General features: G+C 31.9%; 15 protein-coding genes, 1 pseudogene and 1 riboswitch. Of the genes and pseudogenes, 8 read left to right on the top strand and 8 right to left on the bottom strand.

What is annotated here, in order from left to right:
• Window positions 1–57 precede the first annotated feature (57 nt).
• Complete coding sequence (locus TDSAC_RS06230) at window positions 58–1,662, top strand: hypothetical protein (RefSeq protein WP_150130308.1); 1,605 nt, start codon at window positions 58–60, stop codon at window positions 1,660–1,662.
• A gap of 17 nt (window positions 1,663–1,679) precedes the next feature.
• The gene (gene coaE, locus TDSAC_RS06225; protein WP_108309389.1) at window positions 1,680–2,273 is read left to right on the top strand and encodes a dephospho-CoA kinase; all 594 of its coding nucleotides are present in this window, start codon (window positions 1,680–1,682) and stop codon (window positions 2,271–2,273) included.
• On the opposite strand, the gene panB is transcribed toward coaE, so the two are convergent.
• From panB to TDSAC_RS06205, 4 genes are read right to left on the bottom strand one after another with little or no spacing between them, the layout of a single operon-like run.
• Entirely contained in the window at window positions 2,259–3,071 is an 813-nt protein-coding gene (gene panB / locus TDSAC_RS06220; RefSeq protein ID WP_108309388.1) for a 3-methyl-2-oxobutanoate hydroxymethyltransferase, read from the bottom strand. The genes coaE and panB overlap by 15 nt on opposite strands.
• Window positions 3,071–3,256, bottom strand: coding sequence for a 2-hydroxymuconate tautomerase (locus tag TDSAC_RS06215; RefSeq protein ID WP_108309387.1), 186 nt, complete (start codon window positions 3,254–3,256; stop codon window positions 3,071–3,073). Before TDSAC_RS06215 ends, panB begins: the two co-directional genes overlap by 1 nt.
• A 1-nt stretch (window position 3,257) precedes the next feature.
• Window positions 3,258–3,638 (bottom strand): Fur family transcriptional regulator, encoded by a 381-nt coding sequence (locus TDSAC_RS06210; protein WP_108309386.1) that lies wholly within the window; start codon window positions 3,636–3,638, stop codon window positions 3,258–3,260.
• 58 nt (window positions 3,639–3,696) lie between these two features.
• A complete protein-coding gene (locus tag TDSAC_RS06205) occupies window positions 3,697–3,819 on the bottom strand; it encodes an RCKP-type rubredoxin-like domain-containing protein (protein ID WP_108309385.1) in 123 nt (40 codons plus the stop codon).
• A gap of 241 nt (window positions 3,820–4,060) precedes the next feature.
• Between TDSAC_RS06205 and TDSAC_RS06200 the strand changes: the two genes are divergently transcribed.
• Window positions 4,061–4,762 (top strand): MgtC/SapB family protein, encoded by a 702-nt coding sequence (locus TDSAC_RS06200; RefSeq protein WP_108309384.1) that lies wholly within the window; start codon window positions 4,061–4,063, stop codon window positions 4,760–4,762.
• Between the two features lie 5 nt (window positions 4,763–4,767).
• On the opposite strand, the gene TDSAC_RS06195 is transcribed toward TDSAC_RS06200, so the two are convergent.
• The 4 genes from TDSAC_RS06195 to eno all read right to left on the bottom strand — a co-directional run bounded on the left by TDSAC_RS06195 (window position 4,768) and on the right by eno (window position 9,401).
• A complete protein-coding gene (locus TDSAC_RS06195) occupies window positions 4,768–5,856 on the bottom strand; it encodes an ABC transporter ATP-binding protein (protein WP_108309383.1) in 1,089 nt (362 codons plus the stop codon).
• A gap of 6 nt (window positions 5,857–5,862) precedes the next feature.
• Entirely contained in the window at window positions 5,863–6,669 is an 807-nt protein-coding gene (locus TDSAC_RS06190) for an ABC transporter permease (RefSeq protein ID WP_108309382.1), read from the bottom strand.
• 4 nt (window positions 6,670–6,673) lie between these two features.
• Window positions 6,674–7,657, bottom strand: coding sequence for an extracellular solute-binding protein (locus TDSAC_RS06185; protein ID WP_108309381.1), 984 nt, complete (start codon window positions 7,655–7,657; stop codon window positions 6,674–6,676).
• Between the two features lie 189 nt (window positions 7,658–7,846).
• Window positions 7,847–7,968: riboswitch (molybdenum cofactor riboswitch) on the bottom strand.
• Window positions 7,969–8,105: 137 nt separating this feature from the next.
• Complete coding sequence (gene eno / locus TDSAC_RS06180; RefSeq protein ID WP_108309380.1) at window positions 8,106–9,401, bottom strand: phosphopyruvate hydratase; 1,296 nt, start codon at window positions 9,399–9,401, stop codon at window positions 8,106–8,108.
• A gap of 398 nt (window positions 9,402–9,799) precedes the next feature.
• On the opposite strand from eno, the pseudogene ilvA reads away from it, so the two are divergent.
• From ilvA to TDSAC_RS06155, 5 genes and pseudogenes are all read left to right on the top strand, one after another.
• Window positions 9,800–11,008 (top strand): annotated as a pseudogene (ilvA, locus tag TDSAC_RS06175) (threonine ammonia-lyase).
• A 265-nt stretch (window positions 11,009–11,273) separates the two neighbouring features.
• Entirely contained in the window at window positions 11,274–11,936 is a 663-nt protein-coding gene (sdaAB, locus tag TDSAC_RS06170) for an L-serine ammonia-lyase, iron-sulfur-dependent subunit beta (RefSeq protein ID WP_108309379.1), read from the top strand.
• Between the two features lie 15 nt (window positions 11,937–11,951).
• Window positions 11,952–12,827, top strand: coding sequence for an L-serine ammonia-lyase, iron-sulfur-dependent, subunit alpha (sdaAA, locus tag TDSAC_RS06165; RefSeq protein ID WP_108309378.1), 876 nt, complete (start codon window positions 11,952–11,954; stop codon window positions 12,825–12,827).
• A gap of 80 nt (window positions 12,828–12,907) precedes the next feature.
• Window positions 12,908–13,297, top strand: a complete 390-nt coding sequence (locus tag TDSAC_RS06160) for a RidA family protein (protein WP_108309377.1) — start codon at window positions 12,908–12,910, stop codon at window positions 13,295–13,297.
• 59 nt (window positions 13,298–13,356) lie between these two features.
• Complete coding sequence (locus TDSAC_RS06155; RefSeq protein WP_108309376.1) at window positions 13,357–16,623, top strand: NAD-glutamate dehydrogenase domain-containing protein; 3,267 nt, start codon at window positions 13,357–13,359, stop codon at window positions 16,621–16,623.
• Window positions 16,624–16,626 lie beyond the last annotated feature (3 nt).

Here is a 16,626-nt window from a genome sequence, read left to right as displayed (position 1 = left end):
GTAACTTTTTTTGCTTTTTTCTCTAATAATTTTTCCTATGCCAATGAAAGTATAGTTATGGATACAAATAGTGCTAAAAGTGGGCAAATTCTTTTGATAGATGGAAAAATTTTTACCTATCAGGATAAAAATGCCAGCTCAAATGTTACTAAAACTGTAAAATTCGGAAAGGAAACATTTGATATTACTTACAAAGATATGCAAAAACCAGGAAATAGTTTTATGGTACCTGTTGGTGTAACTGATAAAGCCCTTGCAGAAGGTGTAAGAGTGCCGGTTTTGATGGCCGATGGTAAGATTGAATATATCAGTATCCCACGTCAAAGAGATATACTTTTCCCAAGCAATATGTATATACCTATTGCAGATGCAGGTCAAATTGGTAATCCTCCTGGTAGATTGGTCTTGGGGGTTGTTCCTATTATAACCAAAAGACTAAACATTACATGGTCTGATACTGCGGATAAAGGTTTAGTAATTAATTATAATTATTCTGGTCAGGTTGGCGGGTCAATATATGACACCACAAATAGGCTCCATAAACAAGATTATTCTTTTTGGGCTAACTTCAACAATACACATATAAGCGATCAATATGTTCTCGGTAAAGCTGATCCTACAGTAGGATATATTGAACAGCATGTGCCAATTGAGTCTTATAAGGGTGATTTATCAAAGATTGGGAATAACGTAATTACTAATGTTTCATCTGATATAAGATTGGATTATAGTAAGGCGAGAGAAAGAAGGACTCTAATCGGAGCTAATTTTGATTGGGATACTAAAAATGCTCATTATGAATGGGGATATTTTGATAGTATAATGTTCACAAAGCCTCATTTTGCATGGCGATGGGATCTTTATAAGTCAAAAGACGAATATAATCCTGAATATCTTGGTCTTTATGGGAGGTTAGACAACTTTGACTTTACTTCCCAAAGAGGAAGTGTAAGTAGTTTTTCTTCAAATACCGGTTCATTTACTGGTGGATTTGAGAAATTTGGCGCGATGGTAGAATGGGATAATTTCATTAAAAACACATATTTACGAATAGGAAGTATCCATCTTGATCCTAACGATGATTTTTATATGAGAGCAGATAGACACCTGAACACAAATCTAGAGTATGAAACTATCATCGGTAGGCCTGTTATAGTTGGAATAGATTCAAATAGATTTGGAGGCTATGTGTACTCTTCCTATTATACCGTGGGTAAGAACTCCTGGATTAATTTGAGACTTGATCTTGATTATTATTTAGGAAGTAATTGGATAATTCGTTTTAGAGGGCTTGACGATAATTTAAGAACAGGTGGGCGGGCAGTTAATGCTTTTTGGGAAAGAAGAAGCTTATATCTTATGAAATATGCGGACATTTTGAATAAAAAGGATATACTGAATAGATTTGGATTAGATTTTATATTTTCTGAAGTTGAATTTTCGAAAAGTGAATCGGGAGCTCCTTTCAATACAAAATATTATATTGGTTTTACTAAAACTATTCCAATACCGTATCCGTGGATAAGAATGAATCAGGGCTTTAGGTTTACTGTAGGTCTGGCCTCTACTCCAATAGAATTTTATGCAGTAAATCAAAAAAGTGATAGCGGAAATGGTAGAAGCTGGTCATTTGGGGCGACACTAAGTATCATGTCCTTTTAAGGATTATTACAAAGATAATGAATAGAGAAAGATTATTGATTGCTATTACGGGTCCTCAAGGATCGGGGAAAAGTGAGATCTTAAAATTTTTGAGTCAATTTGGGTTCGAAGTATATAGTGCTGATGAAATATCAAAGAAGGTTTTCAATGAAAATTTTCAGGATATCTGTAATATATTTAAAGACTATTTTAATGAAGAACAAAAAGGTGATATTCAAAAACTCCGAAGAAAAATTGCTCTGATTATTTCTAAGGATAAATTAATGAAAAAGAAACTTGAAGAATTTATGTGGCCAAAAATAAAGAACTATTTTAAAGATATGTTAAAAAAGGACAAAACTATATTTGTTGAAATTCCATTACTTTTTGAGGCTAATATGGAAGATGATTTTGATATTATATGGATAGTAGATGCTCCTTTTGATGTTAGATTAAATAGATTGATTAAAAGCAGGGGATATAGCGAGGAAGAAGCAAAAATTAGAATGAGTATGCAATGGCCTCCTTCTAAACCAATAGATAAATGTAAAGTCCCTATTTATTATATTGATGGTAGTCAAGATTTGGAGGATGTAAAAAAAAGAGTTTTAGATCTTTTAAACTCTCTTTAAGTGATGAGCTTCTTCATAGGAAGGGAAAGTTGAATTCAATATATCAAGATGATATCTATTTAAAGAATCAATTATAGTATCCTTTATGTTTGCATACTTTCTAACGAATTTAGGAACTTTGTTTGGATTTATGCCTAAAAGATCTTGCCAAACTAATACTTGGCCATCTACAAATCTTCCTGCACCTATGCCAATAGTTGGAATCTTTAGTTCTTTAGTAACTATTTCTGAGATTTCTTCAGGAACAGCTTCCAAAAGAACACAAAATGCTCCTTGTTCTTCAAGCTCCTTGCTGGCACTAATAATTTTATCGGCATCTTCTTTTGTGTTGCCCTGAACTTTAAACCCTCCAAACTTTAAAACATGCTGTGGAGTTAGGCCTAGATGACTCATCACCGGTATTCCAATGCTGCTTAATCTTCTGGTAATCTCAGGTATCGGAAATTCGAATCCTTCTATTTTTACTGCATCTGCACCAGCTTTGATAAGTTTTCCGGCATTTTCTATGGCATCCTTTATATCGATTTGATATGAAAGAAATGGCATATCAGCTACGATCATCTTATTTGGGGCACCTTTTTTTACAGCTTTAAGAAAAATTAGCATTTCGTCAATCGTTATGCTAAGGGTATTTTCGTGACCTAGCATTACCATGGCTAGAGAATCTCCCACAAGTATTATATCTATATCAGTCATTGATACTAAAAGAGCGCTAGTATAATCATAAGTTGTGACCATTGAAAATTTTCTAACGCCCTTTAATTTAACTATATCAGGTGCAAAAAGTTTTTTTTCCATTATTTTTCAGATAAAAACTTGCCACCCTTTGCAATATTTTCAGGTTTCAAGTCGTGAAACAAAATTGTAACAGCTTCAGGTTTTACATTTGCGTTTTTTACTAAGGTTTCAGTTATTTCCTTAGCAATTTGCTTCTTTTGGACCTCTGATCTGCCTTCCAATAGTTCTATTGTAATGATTGGCATTCTAATTTTCACCCTTTTTTGATTGGCATTCAGGACAAATGCCTATAATATCAAGATTTATAGATTCAATTTTGAAACCTTTTAAATCGAAATTTCTTAAGTCAAAATCATAGCTATCACTAATATCAACTATCTTTCCACATTTTGAACATAAAAGATGTGGATGAACGTTTACATTTGCGTCGTAATGGGCTATCCCTTTAAAATCGATTCTTTTTATTTCGCCCTCTCTTTCAAGTTGCTCCAAAGTCCTGTAAACAGTGCCTAGTCCCATCCTTGGCATCTTCTTTATGGCGTTCTGATAAATCCAAAGTGCATCAGGATGTGATTTTGTACTTTTTAATATGTCTATTATCAACTTTCTTTGAGGTGTCATTCTCATTTTAATTCACCCTTATTAATTAAATTTTAACAGAAAATATTGTAACATAAATTTAAAACTACCCTTTCTTTTCTGAGTCAACTCTTTCAAAAGAATTCTGTTCGTTACATTCTGGACACTTTTTTGGTTTACACCGTCCTTCTTTAATATAACCACATTTTTTACATTTGAAAACTGCCATTTTAAATCCTCCTTAATATTAATAATTTTTGTAATTGTTTTTAATATTATAGCATTTTAATAGGTTATTGTAATTAGTTTAATAATTAAATTTTTTTATTTAAGAATTCTGATCTAATAATATAAGATATTTCTTAAATAACAATTTTAAAAATGTTAAAATTTCTTATAATTTATTTTAAGAGGATTCTAAACAAAAGTGTTTAAAATCTTGAAAAAGTAAATCAGAATTGAGGTTAAATATGGATCAAACAATGGGCTTAGGCCAAACCTTTTTTGGTTTGTTTCTTGCATTTGTACTTGGTACACTTATAGGAATTGAGCGTCAGTGGCGGCAGCACCCGGCTGGTCTAAGAACTAATACTCTTGTTGCACTTGGGGCTGCTATATTTGTTGACCTTGGACTTCGCATGGGAGGAACTATAAATGATATAAGGGTAGTTGCTTATGTAGTTTCAGGGGTTGGGTTTCTGGGTGCGGGAGCAATTATGAAAGAGGGTATAAATATAAGAGGTATAAATACTGCTGCTACACTTTGGTGTTCTGCTGCAGTTGGCGCCTGTTCTGGGGCTCAGCAATGGATGCCAGCTGCTATGGCTACTATTTTTGTTTTGGTTACCAATACTCTCTTAAGGACTATTGTAAATACAATTAATAATTTGCCTATGGTAACGGCAAACGATTTTATTATCTCAGTTTGTGTTGGAGTAGAAGAGGAAAAAGAGGATAGAGTATTTAACGTTATAAGAAAACTTCTGAAACAATTGGGATATCCTGTGAGGAATATGAGGATAGAGTCAGTAAAAGAAGGTGAAAGTAAAATAATATTTAATATTTTATCAGGAGATATAAATGAAGAAGATTTAAAAGACCTTCTAGAAAGGCTAAAACATATCAATTATGTCAAATATGTAAATTGGAGTCAGGGGGCTAAGGATCATTGAAATTTTTATGCTTTTATAATATGAATGTATTCCGGATCTATATGTACTTTAATTTTTTTGCCTGTGTTTATTTTATGCTTTTTAATAGAATCTTTTAAAGTTATTACTTTGAGAAGAACATCACCACCTAGAAAAATTTTGTAAAAGAAATCAATTTGAACTATGTCAATAACTTCTAATATTATTATGTTTTTAAAATTATCATTTTTTTCTTCTGATTCATCTAAGAAGCTAATATCTTCAGATCTTATTGAAAGAAAAACTTCATCATTGGTAGAAAACTGTTCCTTTGAAAATATTTTAAATTCAATTTGTTTATGTTTTGCAATAATAAAATACAATTCTGGAGATACTTTTTTTACTAATTGAATTTTTGCAGAAAAAAGATTTTCTATACCTATAAAATCTGCTACAAAGATAGAGTTTGGGTTTCTAAATATTTTATTTCTTTCTCCAATTTGAACCAATTTTCCTTTATTAATTATTCCCACTAAATCCCCTAAGGTAAAAGCTTCGATATGGTCATGGGTTACATAGATTGCGCTTAAAGAGAGATTTTTTAAGATACTCAAGAGTTCATCTCTTAAATTTTCTCTGGTTCTTGCATCAAGTGCTGACATGGGTTCATCGAACAAGAACATTTTTGGATTTGCAACTAAAGACCTTGCTAGAGCCACCCTTTGTCTTTCTCCGCCACTTAAGTTGATCGGATATCTATCTAGGAGATCTTCAATATGAAGCATTTTTATTATTTTTTCTGGGTTGATGTTAATTTTTTTATATCCTTTGTTAAATTTAAATGAAGATAAGATATTTTCTCTAACAGTCCAATGAGGGAAAAGCGCATAATCTTGAAACATAAAACCTATCTCCCTTTTTTCTACAGGTAAAATACTTATATCTTTATTTTCAAGATAAATTTTTCCCTTGTTAAGAGTGTGAAAACCTGCAATGGATTCTAATAAAATAGTTTTACCTGAACCGCTTGGTCCTAAAATTGTAATAATTTGACCCTCATTTAGTTCAAAGGAAATATTGTCTAAAATAAAATTTCCTATTTTTACTTGGAGGCCATTAACCTTAAGAAAACTCATCTTAGTTTATGCCTTTTTGTTTAAATTAGTTAGATATCTAAATAAAATAAAGGTTGAAATTGTTATGATTAATAACAATACTGCTGCAGCAGAAGATTGTTTCAACCCTCCAGTAAGAAATAGCTCATATATTTTTACTGGTGCGGTTTCTGGATGATATGCTAAAATTATAACTGCTCCAAATTCAGCAATTGATCTTGCGTAAGTGAGAACCATTCCGCTTAAGATAGATCTAAAGGCAAGAGGTAGGGATATATGAAAGAAAACCTGACTATTTGTAGCGCCTAATGTTCTTGCAGCTTTTTCAATTCTAATATCAATGTTTTCAAAGCCTAGCCTTGCAGAATTTATCATATATGGTGAACTTACAAAAAGCATGCCTACTATTATACCAAATATAGTTCCCCAAAAACTAATTCCAAAACGTTCGGTAATGTGACCAATTGGACCAGTTTTGCCAAAAACAAATAAAAGGGCAATGCCCGCAACTGTATGTGGGACAGCAAGAGGAAGGTTTACAATAGCCTCAACAATTGACTTGTATGGAAATTGAGTTCTGGCGAGAATATACGATAAAGGAGTTCCGAATATAACTGCTATAATTGCAGTGATAAATGAGGCCTCCAGACTCAAAAGGATTGAATTGGTTACATCTGGCATTTGAGCTGCTTTCACGATCATATCAAGTGGTTGTTCAAATAACATTTCAATGAGTGGTAGTATTATGAAGCCTAAAATTACCATTGAAAATAACCAAAAAGATAAAACTAACCAATTAAAATGAAATCTCTTGCTGTCCAACAAACTATTCATTTTGTTATTTAGGCCATTCGCTTACAAAGTTTTTAAGTTCAGGTGGAACTTTATCAATATTATTAGCATATGGCTTTTCTAAGACACCGAAACCGTTTTTCTTCATTATTGATTGACCTTCCGGACTAAGCAAGAATTCCACGAATTTTATAGCCCATTCGGTATTTTTAGAGTTGTTTGGAATTGTTATCGCATAGATAATCGGTTTCCCGGATAGTTCACCATTCTTTGTATCTACTACTGCTTCTTTATAAAAATTGGCATATTTAGGATCGCTTAGATTTATTTGAGGCGGTAGGTCTAAATATTTTAAGTGATGTTGTAGAGCATCGGATTTATATATAGCAAGGTAGTCAATCTGACCAGCCTCAAGAGAACTCAATAGTTCTGTTTCTGTATCCCTAATATTTCTTTCTGGAGCATTTGCAAGGACTTTTTCATAAATTGTTGGATCTTTATAATACTTTTCAGCTAGTTTTAACATTTGAAGCGTTTGATAACCTGAAGGATCGGTATTGGGATTAGATCTTCCGATTTGAACTCCCTTTTCTGATAAGATCTTGTACCAATTATTTGAGTTAATTTCGTTTGCATATTTACTTTTGTCAGTATATACAAAAGTGATAGAATTATTTACGAAACCTATATACCAATCAGTATATTTTGTCTGTCCGTTTTCTCCAAACATATATTTTGGGATTACGTTATAGTCAGCAACTGCGATTATATCACCAGGCTGATGTAACTCGGTTACTTGCTTTACCATTTTTACGCTTCCACCAAATTGAGATTCTATTGTAACGTTGGGATATTTTTTTTCAAACTCTTCAATTACTTCTTTAAAGGGTTTGGCTAAAGTTCCAGCCCCATAAAGATATAATTTCACTTTTTCTGTTTGTTGATTTACCCCTTTATTATAAGTTCCGCACCCTGCAATAAAAATTAAAGCTGTAATTAATATTACAACACCAATTATTCCCCTTTTCAAATATTATCTTCCCTTCTTTATTTAAGTTTTATTTAAGTTAAAAAATTAACAAATTCTTAATTATTTATATTTAACACAAATAGATTTTAAATCTTCCAGAATTTATTAAGTTGAGTTAGATATTCTAGATTGTTCAGAAGAAAAAGGAAGGCAAAAAAACTAGAAATAAGAGTGTAAAAAATAAAAAATTAAACATATCCACACCCTCCTTTCCTAATTGGGGGGCTGCTCGGTTTCCCAAACAACCGTTAGTGGTTCTTTGCCATAGCTTTAGAGCTTTAGGTCAAAAGAACTCGGAGTATTATTATTATTATATAACAAATTAAATATTATTTTTAAATTTTCTCTATATTTGATTAAATATATTTGTTTTTGTTTGTTAAAAAAAGAAACCCTACCACAAAATTTGAGTAGGGTTTCAAGTTTATAGATAACTTTATAGATAACTTTAGGATCTTATTGGTCTTATAAAAGCATTCTTACCAGCATATTTTGCATATTTTCCCAGTTCCTCTTCAATTCTTAATAATTGGTTATATTTTTCAACTCTTTCACCTCTAGCAGGCGCACCTGTTTTTAAATGTCCAGCACCAATTGCTACAGTTAAGTCAGATATAAAGCTATCGGTAGTTTCACCACTCCTGTGAGACACGAATGTACCCCACTTTGAATTTTGGGCGTATTTAACTGTATCAAGAGTTTCTGAAAGAGTTCCTATTTGATTTAATTTAATTAAAACAGAATTTGCAATGTTTTCAGAAATACCTCTTTTTACTATTTCTAGATTTGTTACGAATATATCATCTCCGACAAGTTCGATTTTCTCACCTAAAACTTTATTTAATATTTTCCAGGAATCCCAGTCATATTCGGCAAGGCCATCCTCTAACAATATAAGGGGGAAATTGTTTACAATTTTTTCGTAGTATTTTACCATTTTAGTAGGTTCTAACTCTTTTTTCTCGCGCCTTAAAATGTATTTACCATCTTTATAAAGTTCGCTTGCGGCGGTATCTAATGCAAAACCCACTTGTTCTCCGACTTTTAATCCCGCATTTTCTATTGCTTTACTCATCAATTCAAAAGGTTCTTCGTTTGATTTTACCAAAGGGGCGAAACCTCCCTCGTCTCCTACTCCCACACTATAGCCTTTTTCTTTTAGAAGACTTTTAAGGGCTTGGTAAATTTCGCTACACCACTCATAGGCTTCTTTAAAGGTATTGGCTCCGTATGGTGCAATCATAAATTCTTGAAAATCAGCACCTTGCCAATTTGCATGTATGCCGCCATTCATAATATTCATACACGGTACGGGTAATAGATTTGCATTTGGTCCTCCCAAATATTGATAGAGCGGAAGATTAGAAAAATAACTTGCTGCCCTTGCTACTGCGAGAGATACACCAAGAATAGCGTTTGCGCCTAGTTTGGCTTTATTTGGAGTCCCATCAAGTTCTATCATAATGGAATCTATTTGTTTTTGCTTTGTGGCATTTAAGCCTATTAATTTTGGTGCAATAATTTCATTTACGTTTTTAACAGCTTGTAGAACGCCCTTTCCAAAAAATCTTTTTTTATCGTTATCCCTTAATTCGATTGCTTCTTTTGAGCCAGTAGAAGCTCCTGATGGAACTCCTGCACGAGCTATTATTCCACATTCTAATAAGCAATCTACCTCTATAGTGGGATTGCCTCTAGAATCTAATATTTCTCTTGCTTTGATTGATGCTATTTTCTCTTGCATTTTATCCCTCCTAAACAGATATTGTTATTAGTATGAAACTACAAAATTTTAATGTCAAGCAAGTCCTTATCTTTTTATTAGCAATATTATATAGTAAGTTAAACACTTATATAGCTCAAAAAGTTGTAATATGCAATTTTTTGTATTTAATAAAAATTATTTGACATAAATATTTTTATGTTATAAAATTTTTTATATTAAAGATCTTTGTAAAGAAAGGGTTCTTGTTTTATATAGAATTTAACTTATCAAAAAAACTAAATATTTATTTATTATTATTTTTAAATGTAATAAAATTTTTTAAATGTTATAAAATTATTTAGTATTGTCTGTTTTAAAATTTTATGGAAATAAAAATTTTTTAAATGGGTCATTAGTTTTGATAAAGGAGATTTTTAATGAACATCTCTAAAAAAGAAATTGAGATTGCTAGGGAAACCTTAAAAGGTGTTGCATACAAAACGGATCTTAGTTACAGTAATACACTTTCTGGAAGAACTGGCAATAGCGTTTATCTAAAAATGGAAAATTATCAGCGTACTGGTTCTTTTAAGCTTAGAGGGACATACAATAAAATTTTTAATTTAACTGAGAAAGAAAAGAAGTTAGAAGTAGTAGCTTCTTCTGCATGAAATCACGCACAGGGAGTAGGTCTTAGCGCAACATTGTTGAACGTTAAATCGTTTATAGTAATGCCATCAAAGGCCTCTATTGTTAAAATTAAGGCTACAAAGAGTTACGGAGCAAATGTAATACTCCAGGGTGATAATTTTGATGAGGCAAATAAATTTGCAAGGAAATTACAGGAAGAAAAAAAGTTAGTTTTTGTTCACCCTTATGACGATCTTGATGTAATTGGAGGACAGGGTACTATTGGTTTAGAAATATTAGAGGATATGCCTGATGTGGACGTTATTATTGTCCCTGTAGGAGGAGGAGGCTTTATTTCAGGTATAGCAGTTTCAGTTAAAGAGGTTAAGCTTAGCGTGAGAATCATTGGCGTAGAAGCTAAAAATATGCCTTCAATGAAAGAGGTTCTTTTAACAGGAAATCCATCTTTTTACAAGGAATTATCTACTATTGCTGATGGGATAGCTGTTGGTAAGCCGGGTGAAATGACTTTTGAAATTATCAAAAAATATGTTGACGATATTGTTTTAGTAGATGAGGATGAAATAGCTGATGCAATTATTATTTTGATGGAAAGAATTAAAACTATTTCTGAAGGTGCTGGAGCTACCTCAGTTGCTGCATTGTTGTATAGATTAAAAGATTATACTAATAAAAAAATTGTTGCTGTTATAAGTGGTGGAAATATTGATATCAATATGGTTTCTCGCATTATAAATAAGGGTCTAGTAAAGTCTTTTAGAAAGGCTAGTTTTAAGGTTGTTCTTTCTGATAAACCAGGATCTTTGTGGAAATTACTACAATTAATTGCTGAATCAGGAGCTAATGTATTGTCGATATTACACAATAGAGAAAGAGGAGATATATATTTAGATAGTGCAGAAGTGATTATTGATCTTGAGGTATTTGATAGAGATCATATTTATGAAATTAAATCTCTTTTAGAAAATCATCGATATGAGGTTAAAGTAATTTAACAAAAATGGAGGTTGTTTAGATCGTGGTAAAAGAGAAATTAAATCGTGAATTAAAGGCAAGGTAGGTGGTCTTTATTGGAATGTGTTTTACTTCTAATATACGATTATCTTTATTAAGTGGAATAGTTTTATGACTTTAATGATGAGATTGTATTTTGCTTTTGGAATTAATAGAAAAGTTGTAAACTATCAACCGACGCTAGCAGCTAATTAAACTACTAATGAAATTTAGAATATGCTTTAGACATTTTTTGGGGAGATGATCATGGAAAGCGTATTTGATATTATCGGTCCAATTATGATTGGGCCCTCAAGTTCTCACACTGCAGGAGCTTTAAAGCTAGCAAGCATGGCAAGGTCTATCTTGGGTGAAACTCCAAACAAGGTTGTGACACGCCTCTATGGATCTTTTGCAAAAACCTATAAAGGACATGGTAGTGATAGAGCTATTGCTGCAGGTTTTTTAGGTTTTAACACCGAAGATGAAAGAATTCCTAATGCTATTGATATTGCGGCTGAAATGGGAGTAAAAATTGAATTCATTCCTTTAAATATTCCTGTGGATCATCCAAATACACTAGAATTTGAAATGATTGGTAAATCAGGATTAAAAATTGTAGTGCAGGGAATTTCCGTAGGAGGAGGCAATATTATAGTTAAGAAAATTGATAATTATGAAGTGAATTTAACTGGAAACTATGAGACTTTGATTACCTGCCATAAAGATCATCCAGGTATAATTGCTAAAATAACTCAAATTATATCCAGTAAAAATATAAATATTGCATATATGTATGTCTCTAGGTTAGAAAAAGGTAAGGATGCAATGATGACGATCGAAACTGATGATTATATTACTTCTGACATATATAGTACTTTATTGAGTTCTCCTGATTTAAACTTTGTAAAGGTAATTCATAAGACATAAAGGCAGGTGGATAGCTTGGCTTCCTTTTCGACGATATCAGAATTAGTCTCAATGGCAGAGGAAAATCGTTCTAGTATTTCTGAAATAGTTTTATCCTGTGAAGTTCAAAAAATGCAAAAGAGTAGACAAGAGATAATTGAAGTTATGAACCAAAGATTAATTGTTATGAAGAAATCAATAGAAAAAGGTAAAAAAAATTATAATTATTCCGTAAGCAAAATGGTTGGTATGAACTCAGCAAAATTTGATAGCTTTATGAGAAGAAATTCTATTTTAGGGAAAATAGTAGAGAAAGCGATATGTTATGCTCTCTCAGTCAGTGAGGTTAACGCGTGTATGGGTTTAGTAGTAGCCTGTCCAACTGCAGGATCGTGCGGTATTTTACCTGGTGCTGTTTTGTCTGTATCAGAGGAAATGAATGTGCCTGATGAAAAAGTTGTTTTGAGTTTGTTTACTGCTGCAGGTATTGGTATGGTAATAGGGAAAAATGCAACGCTGTCAGGAGCAGTTGGAGGTTGTCAGGCAGAATGCGGTTCTGCCTCTGCTATGGCTGCTGCTGCTGTCCTGGAACTAATGGAGGCATCTCCGAAACAAATTGGTCACGCAGTAGCATTGGCTTTGAAAAATTATCTTGGACTTGTTTGTGATCCGGTAGCCGGTTTAGTTGAGGTTCCCTGTGTTAAGAGAAATGCTTTTGCTGCAGTACATGCTCTAGTAGCAGCTGAACTAGCTTTAGCCGGTATCGAAAGCGTTATTCCACCTGATGAAGTTATACTTGCTTCCTACGAAATAGGACGTCTGATGCCAAAAAGCTTAAAGGAAACGTCAGAAGCAGGTTTGGCCAAAACCCCAACTGGAAAGGAAATAGAAGCTAAGATGAACAATTGGTAGGGTAAGTTTTGTTGATTTAATACTTAATTAACGTTGTTTAAATATAACTATGTAAATTTAAATTAAAGGAGTTGAAAATTTTGCCAAAATTAAAAGTGATTTCGACTGAAAATGCACCCTCTGCTGTAGGCCCTTATTCTCAAGCAATAATTGCTAATGGATTTATTTTTATTTCTGGTCAGCTGGGAATAGATCCAGTAACAGGAAATTTTGCTGGTGAAGATACCAGAACCCAGTTCGATCAGGCCTTAAAGAATTTAAAATCCATATTAAATTCTGTTAATCTTACATTAGATAATGTGGTGAAAACGACTGTTTTTTTGACTGACATAAATGAATTTGGTCTAATAAATGAAGTGTATGCTAATTATTTTAAAAATATTTTGCCTGCAAGATCTGCTATTGAAGTTTCTAAATTACCAAAGGGTGCGCGAGTAGAAGTCGAAGCTATAGCGAGTTGTGAGACGTAAAAAAAATTTATGAGTTTATTTAAAAAATAAACGTTAAATGTGTGTGAAAGGGGATAATTATGTCATCTCAAGATTTTTCAACCTGGAGACAAGAATATGAAAGGTTATCAAAAGACAATGAGATAGCTTCTCATTATTTTTCTTTTTTTAGCGATGATTACAGGTTAAACGTTACACCTCAAGAGGCAATAATTGATAGTAATGCTTTTGATTCACTTATAAAAGAGGGGCAAAAGCAGGTTAGAATTATTAAACAAGATCAAGACTTATTTTTTAAAATTTATTCATTTTGTAAAATCCCTTTGTATGAAATATTACCTATTTTGAAGAATCTGGGATTAAATGCTGTATACGGCAATTTCTATGAAATTGTAGCAAACGATAAAAAAATTCTCATTCAAAGATATAATATAGAAGTCATTAGTAACGAAATTGATAAAAACGCGCCAATTGTTCAAGAAAATTTTTTAGCCATAATTAATAATGTGGTGGAAAATGACGAACTAAATACACTAGCTACGAAAGAATTTTTAAATTTTAAACAGATTGATCTATTAAGAACTATTTGTAATTACCTAATGCAGGTAGATTTCAATATTAAAAGAAAATCTTTATACACCACGTTAATTAAATATTCAAATATATCTAGACTCTTTATTGACTTATTTGATCAAAAATTTAATCCAAATATTGAAAAGAGCGCAAGAAAAACAGGTGAAATTTCAAATAAAATTAATAATTTACTCGAGGATATAAATAATATCCAAGAATATAAAATTCTGGATGCAATTTTGAACGTAATTGAATCAACAATTAGAACAAACTTTTATAGAGATAAACCTTATCACTATATTTCAATTAAAATTGATTCAGCTAAAATTACTAAGATGCCTTTACCAAGACCTATGTATGAGATATATGTACATTCCTACCTGATGGAGGGTTGCCATTTAAGAGGGGGAAAGGTTGCCAGAGGTGGCATTAGATGGAGTGACAGAAAGGACGACTTCAGACTTGAGATTTTAGAACTAATGAAAACTCAGATGGTAAAAAATGCAGTAATTGTACCTGTTGGATCAAAGGGTGGGTTTATAATAAAGCAGCCAAACGGTGATACCCAAGAAAAAGCTATAGAATCTTATAAAACTTTAATTAGAGGCATGTTAGATGTTACTGACAATTATTCTGTGTCCAATGAAAAATTAAGACCAACTAATGTGGTCTGTTATGATGATTTTGATCCATATTTGGTTGTTGCTGCTGATAAAGGTACCGCTAAATTTTCTGATATTGCAAATGAAATTGTTCAGGAGGAATATAATTTTTGGCTTAAAGATGCATTTGCTTCAGGTGGAAAATATGGTTATGATCACAAAGAATTGGGTATTACTTCAAAAGGTGCTCTAGTTTGTGTTAAGAGGCATTTTAGGGAGCTTGGTATAAATTTAGACAATACTTCTATATCTATAGTTGGCGTAGGAGATATGAGCGGTGATGTGTTTGGTAATGCTATGATAGAGTTAAAAAATATTCATCTGAAAGCTGCCTTTAACGGTAAAGAGATATTTGTAGATCCTAATCCAGATATTGAAATTTCTTATAAAGAAAGAAAAAGATTATTTGATAATTCTTTAACCTGGAAACATTACAACAAAGAACTCATTTCAAAGGGTGGGTTTGTGTGTTCAAGAGATGAGCGATCAATACCGCTAAGCAAAGAAGTAAAAATGTTTTTGGAAACTGAAAAAGACAACGTTTCTTCAGACGAGTTGGTTAAATTGATACTTAAAGCAAAAGTAGATCTTTTGTGGATGGGTGGCATCGGTACTTACGTGAAGGCTAGTTCCGAAACACACGAAGAAGTGGGAGACAAAGCTAATGATAATGTAAGGATAGATGCAAATGAAATAAGAGCAATGGTTGTAGGAGAAGGTGCTAATTTGGGTTTTACACAGAAGGCTAGAATTGAGTATGCACTTCTTGGTGGGAAGATAAATACAGACTCATTAGACAATTCTGCAGGAGTAGATTTATCAGATCAAGAAGTAAACCTTAAAATTTTGCTTAATGATTTGATGAAATCAAAAGTCATAAAAGATTTGAACGAAAGAAATAAAATTTTGAAGAAGCTAACACCTGAAGTGGTACAAAGGGTACTTGATCATAATTATATGCAAAGTTTAGCAGTATCTTTAGATGAAATAAGATCAAAAAATGAACCAGAAGTATTTTTTGAGTTGGTTGAATTTCTAAAGAATGAAAATTTGTTTAATGAAACTGAATACAGTTTCCCAAATAAGAAAATACTAGCCGCAAGAGTTGATTCACGCATTGGATATACTAAACCAGAACTTTCTATTATGCTATCCTTTTTGAAGATGTATATTTATACAAGCCTTTTGAAGGAAGCAAACTTTGATAAACATTTGGTTGATAAGTACGTTTTGTTATATTTTGCACCCTCAACAAGGCAAGTATATAAGGATTATATAGAGAAACATTTGTTAAAAAAAGAAATAGCTTCAACTTATATTACAAATCTTGTAGTTAATAGTAATGGGGTAGGCGCAATAACGAAAATAAATATGTTGACGGGATTTCCTTATACAAGCATTATAAAAACTCTAATCTTTATTTATGACCTTCTTGATGTGCAAAACATTAGAAATGAGGTTTTTTTATACGAAAATAAAGTTGAACAAACTTTAATTTATCAGACAATTATTGATATTTTTTATGCAATAGAGCGTTTTGCTACCAATCAAATATATTTGTTTGGTGACTCAATAATAGAGTACGTTTTCAAACAAGAGATGCTAAATTATCTAGAGTATTATAAAGAAAACACAATAAAAGACGGCATATTTAAATCGAAATTTGAAAACAAAGTAAAAGAGTTATCTAAATATTTTACTGAAGAACTTTCTGAAAAAATTGCCTACAACTATTTTATAGATGACTTTATTTTGGCTTACTATATAACAAGAAAAACAGATAAAAACTTTATACTTACAATAGAAACTATTGAAAGAATAAATGAAAGATTTGGTATTCAAAAAACAATTGATTATATAAATTCTATTAGAGTAGTAAATGAGTGGGATAGATTTGCACAATTTTCTATGATTAAAAAATATGTTTTATTTATTGTGAAATTAACGATAAAAGTGCTCAGCGATTTTAATGGTAATGTGGATGCTTTTGTTGCTGCAAAGAAACAGATATTTGAAGATTACAATGAAAGACTGAACACCACTTCAAAACTCTCTGCTAGCAACTTACATCCTGTTTTGTTGTTATATGACAAATTAGAAGAACTTTTGTAAAAT

Origin of the sequence: Thermodesulfobium acidiphilum (assembly GCF_003057965.1) — a bacterium.
Classification (GTDB): Bacteria; Thermodesulfobiota; Thermodesulfobiia; order Thermodesulfobiales; family Thermodesulfobiaceae; genus Thermodesulfobium; species Thermodesulfobium acidiphilum.
Note: the sequence above shows the minus strand (reverse complement) of the source record. Positions and strands in the feature narration are given on the sequence as shown.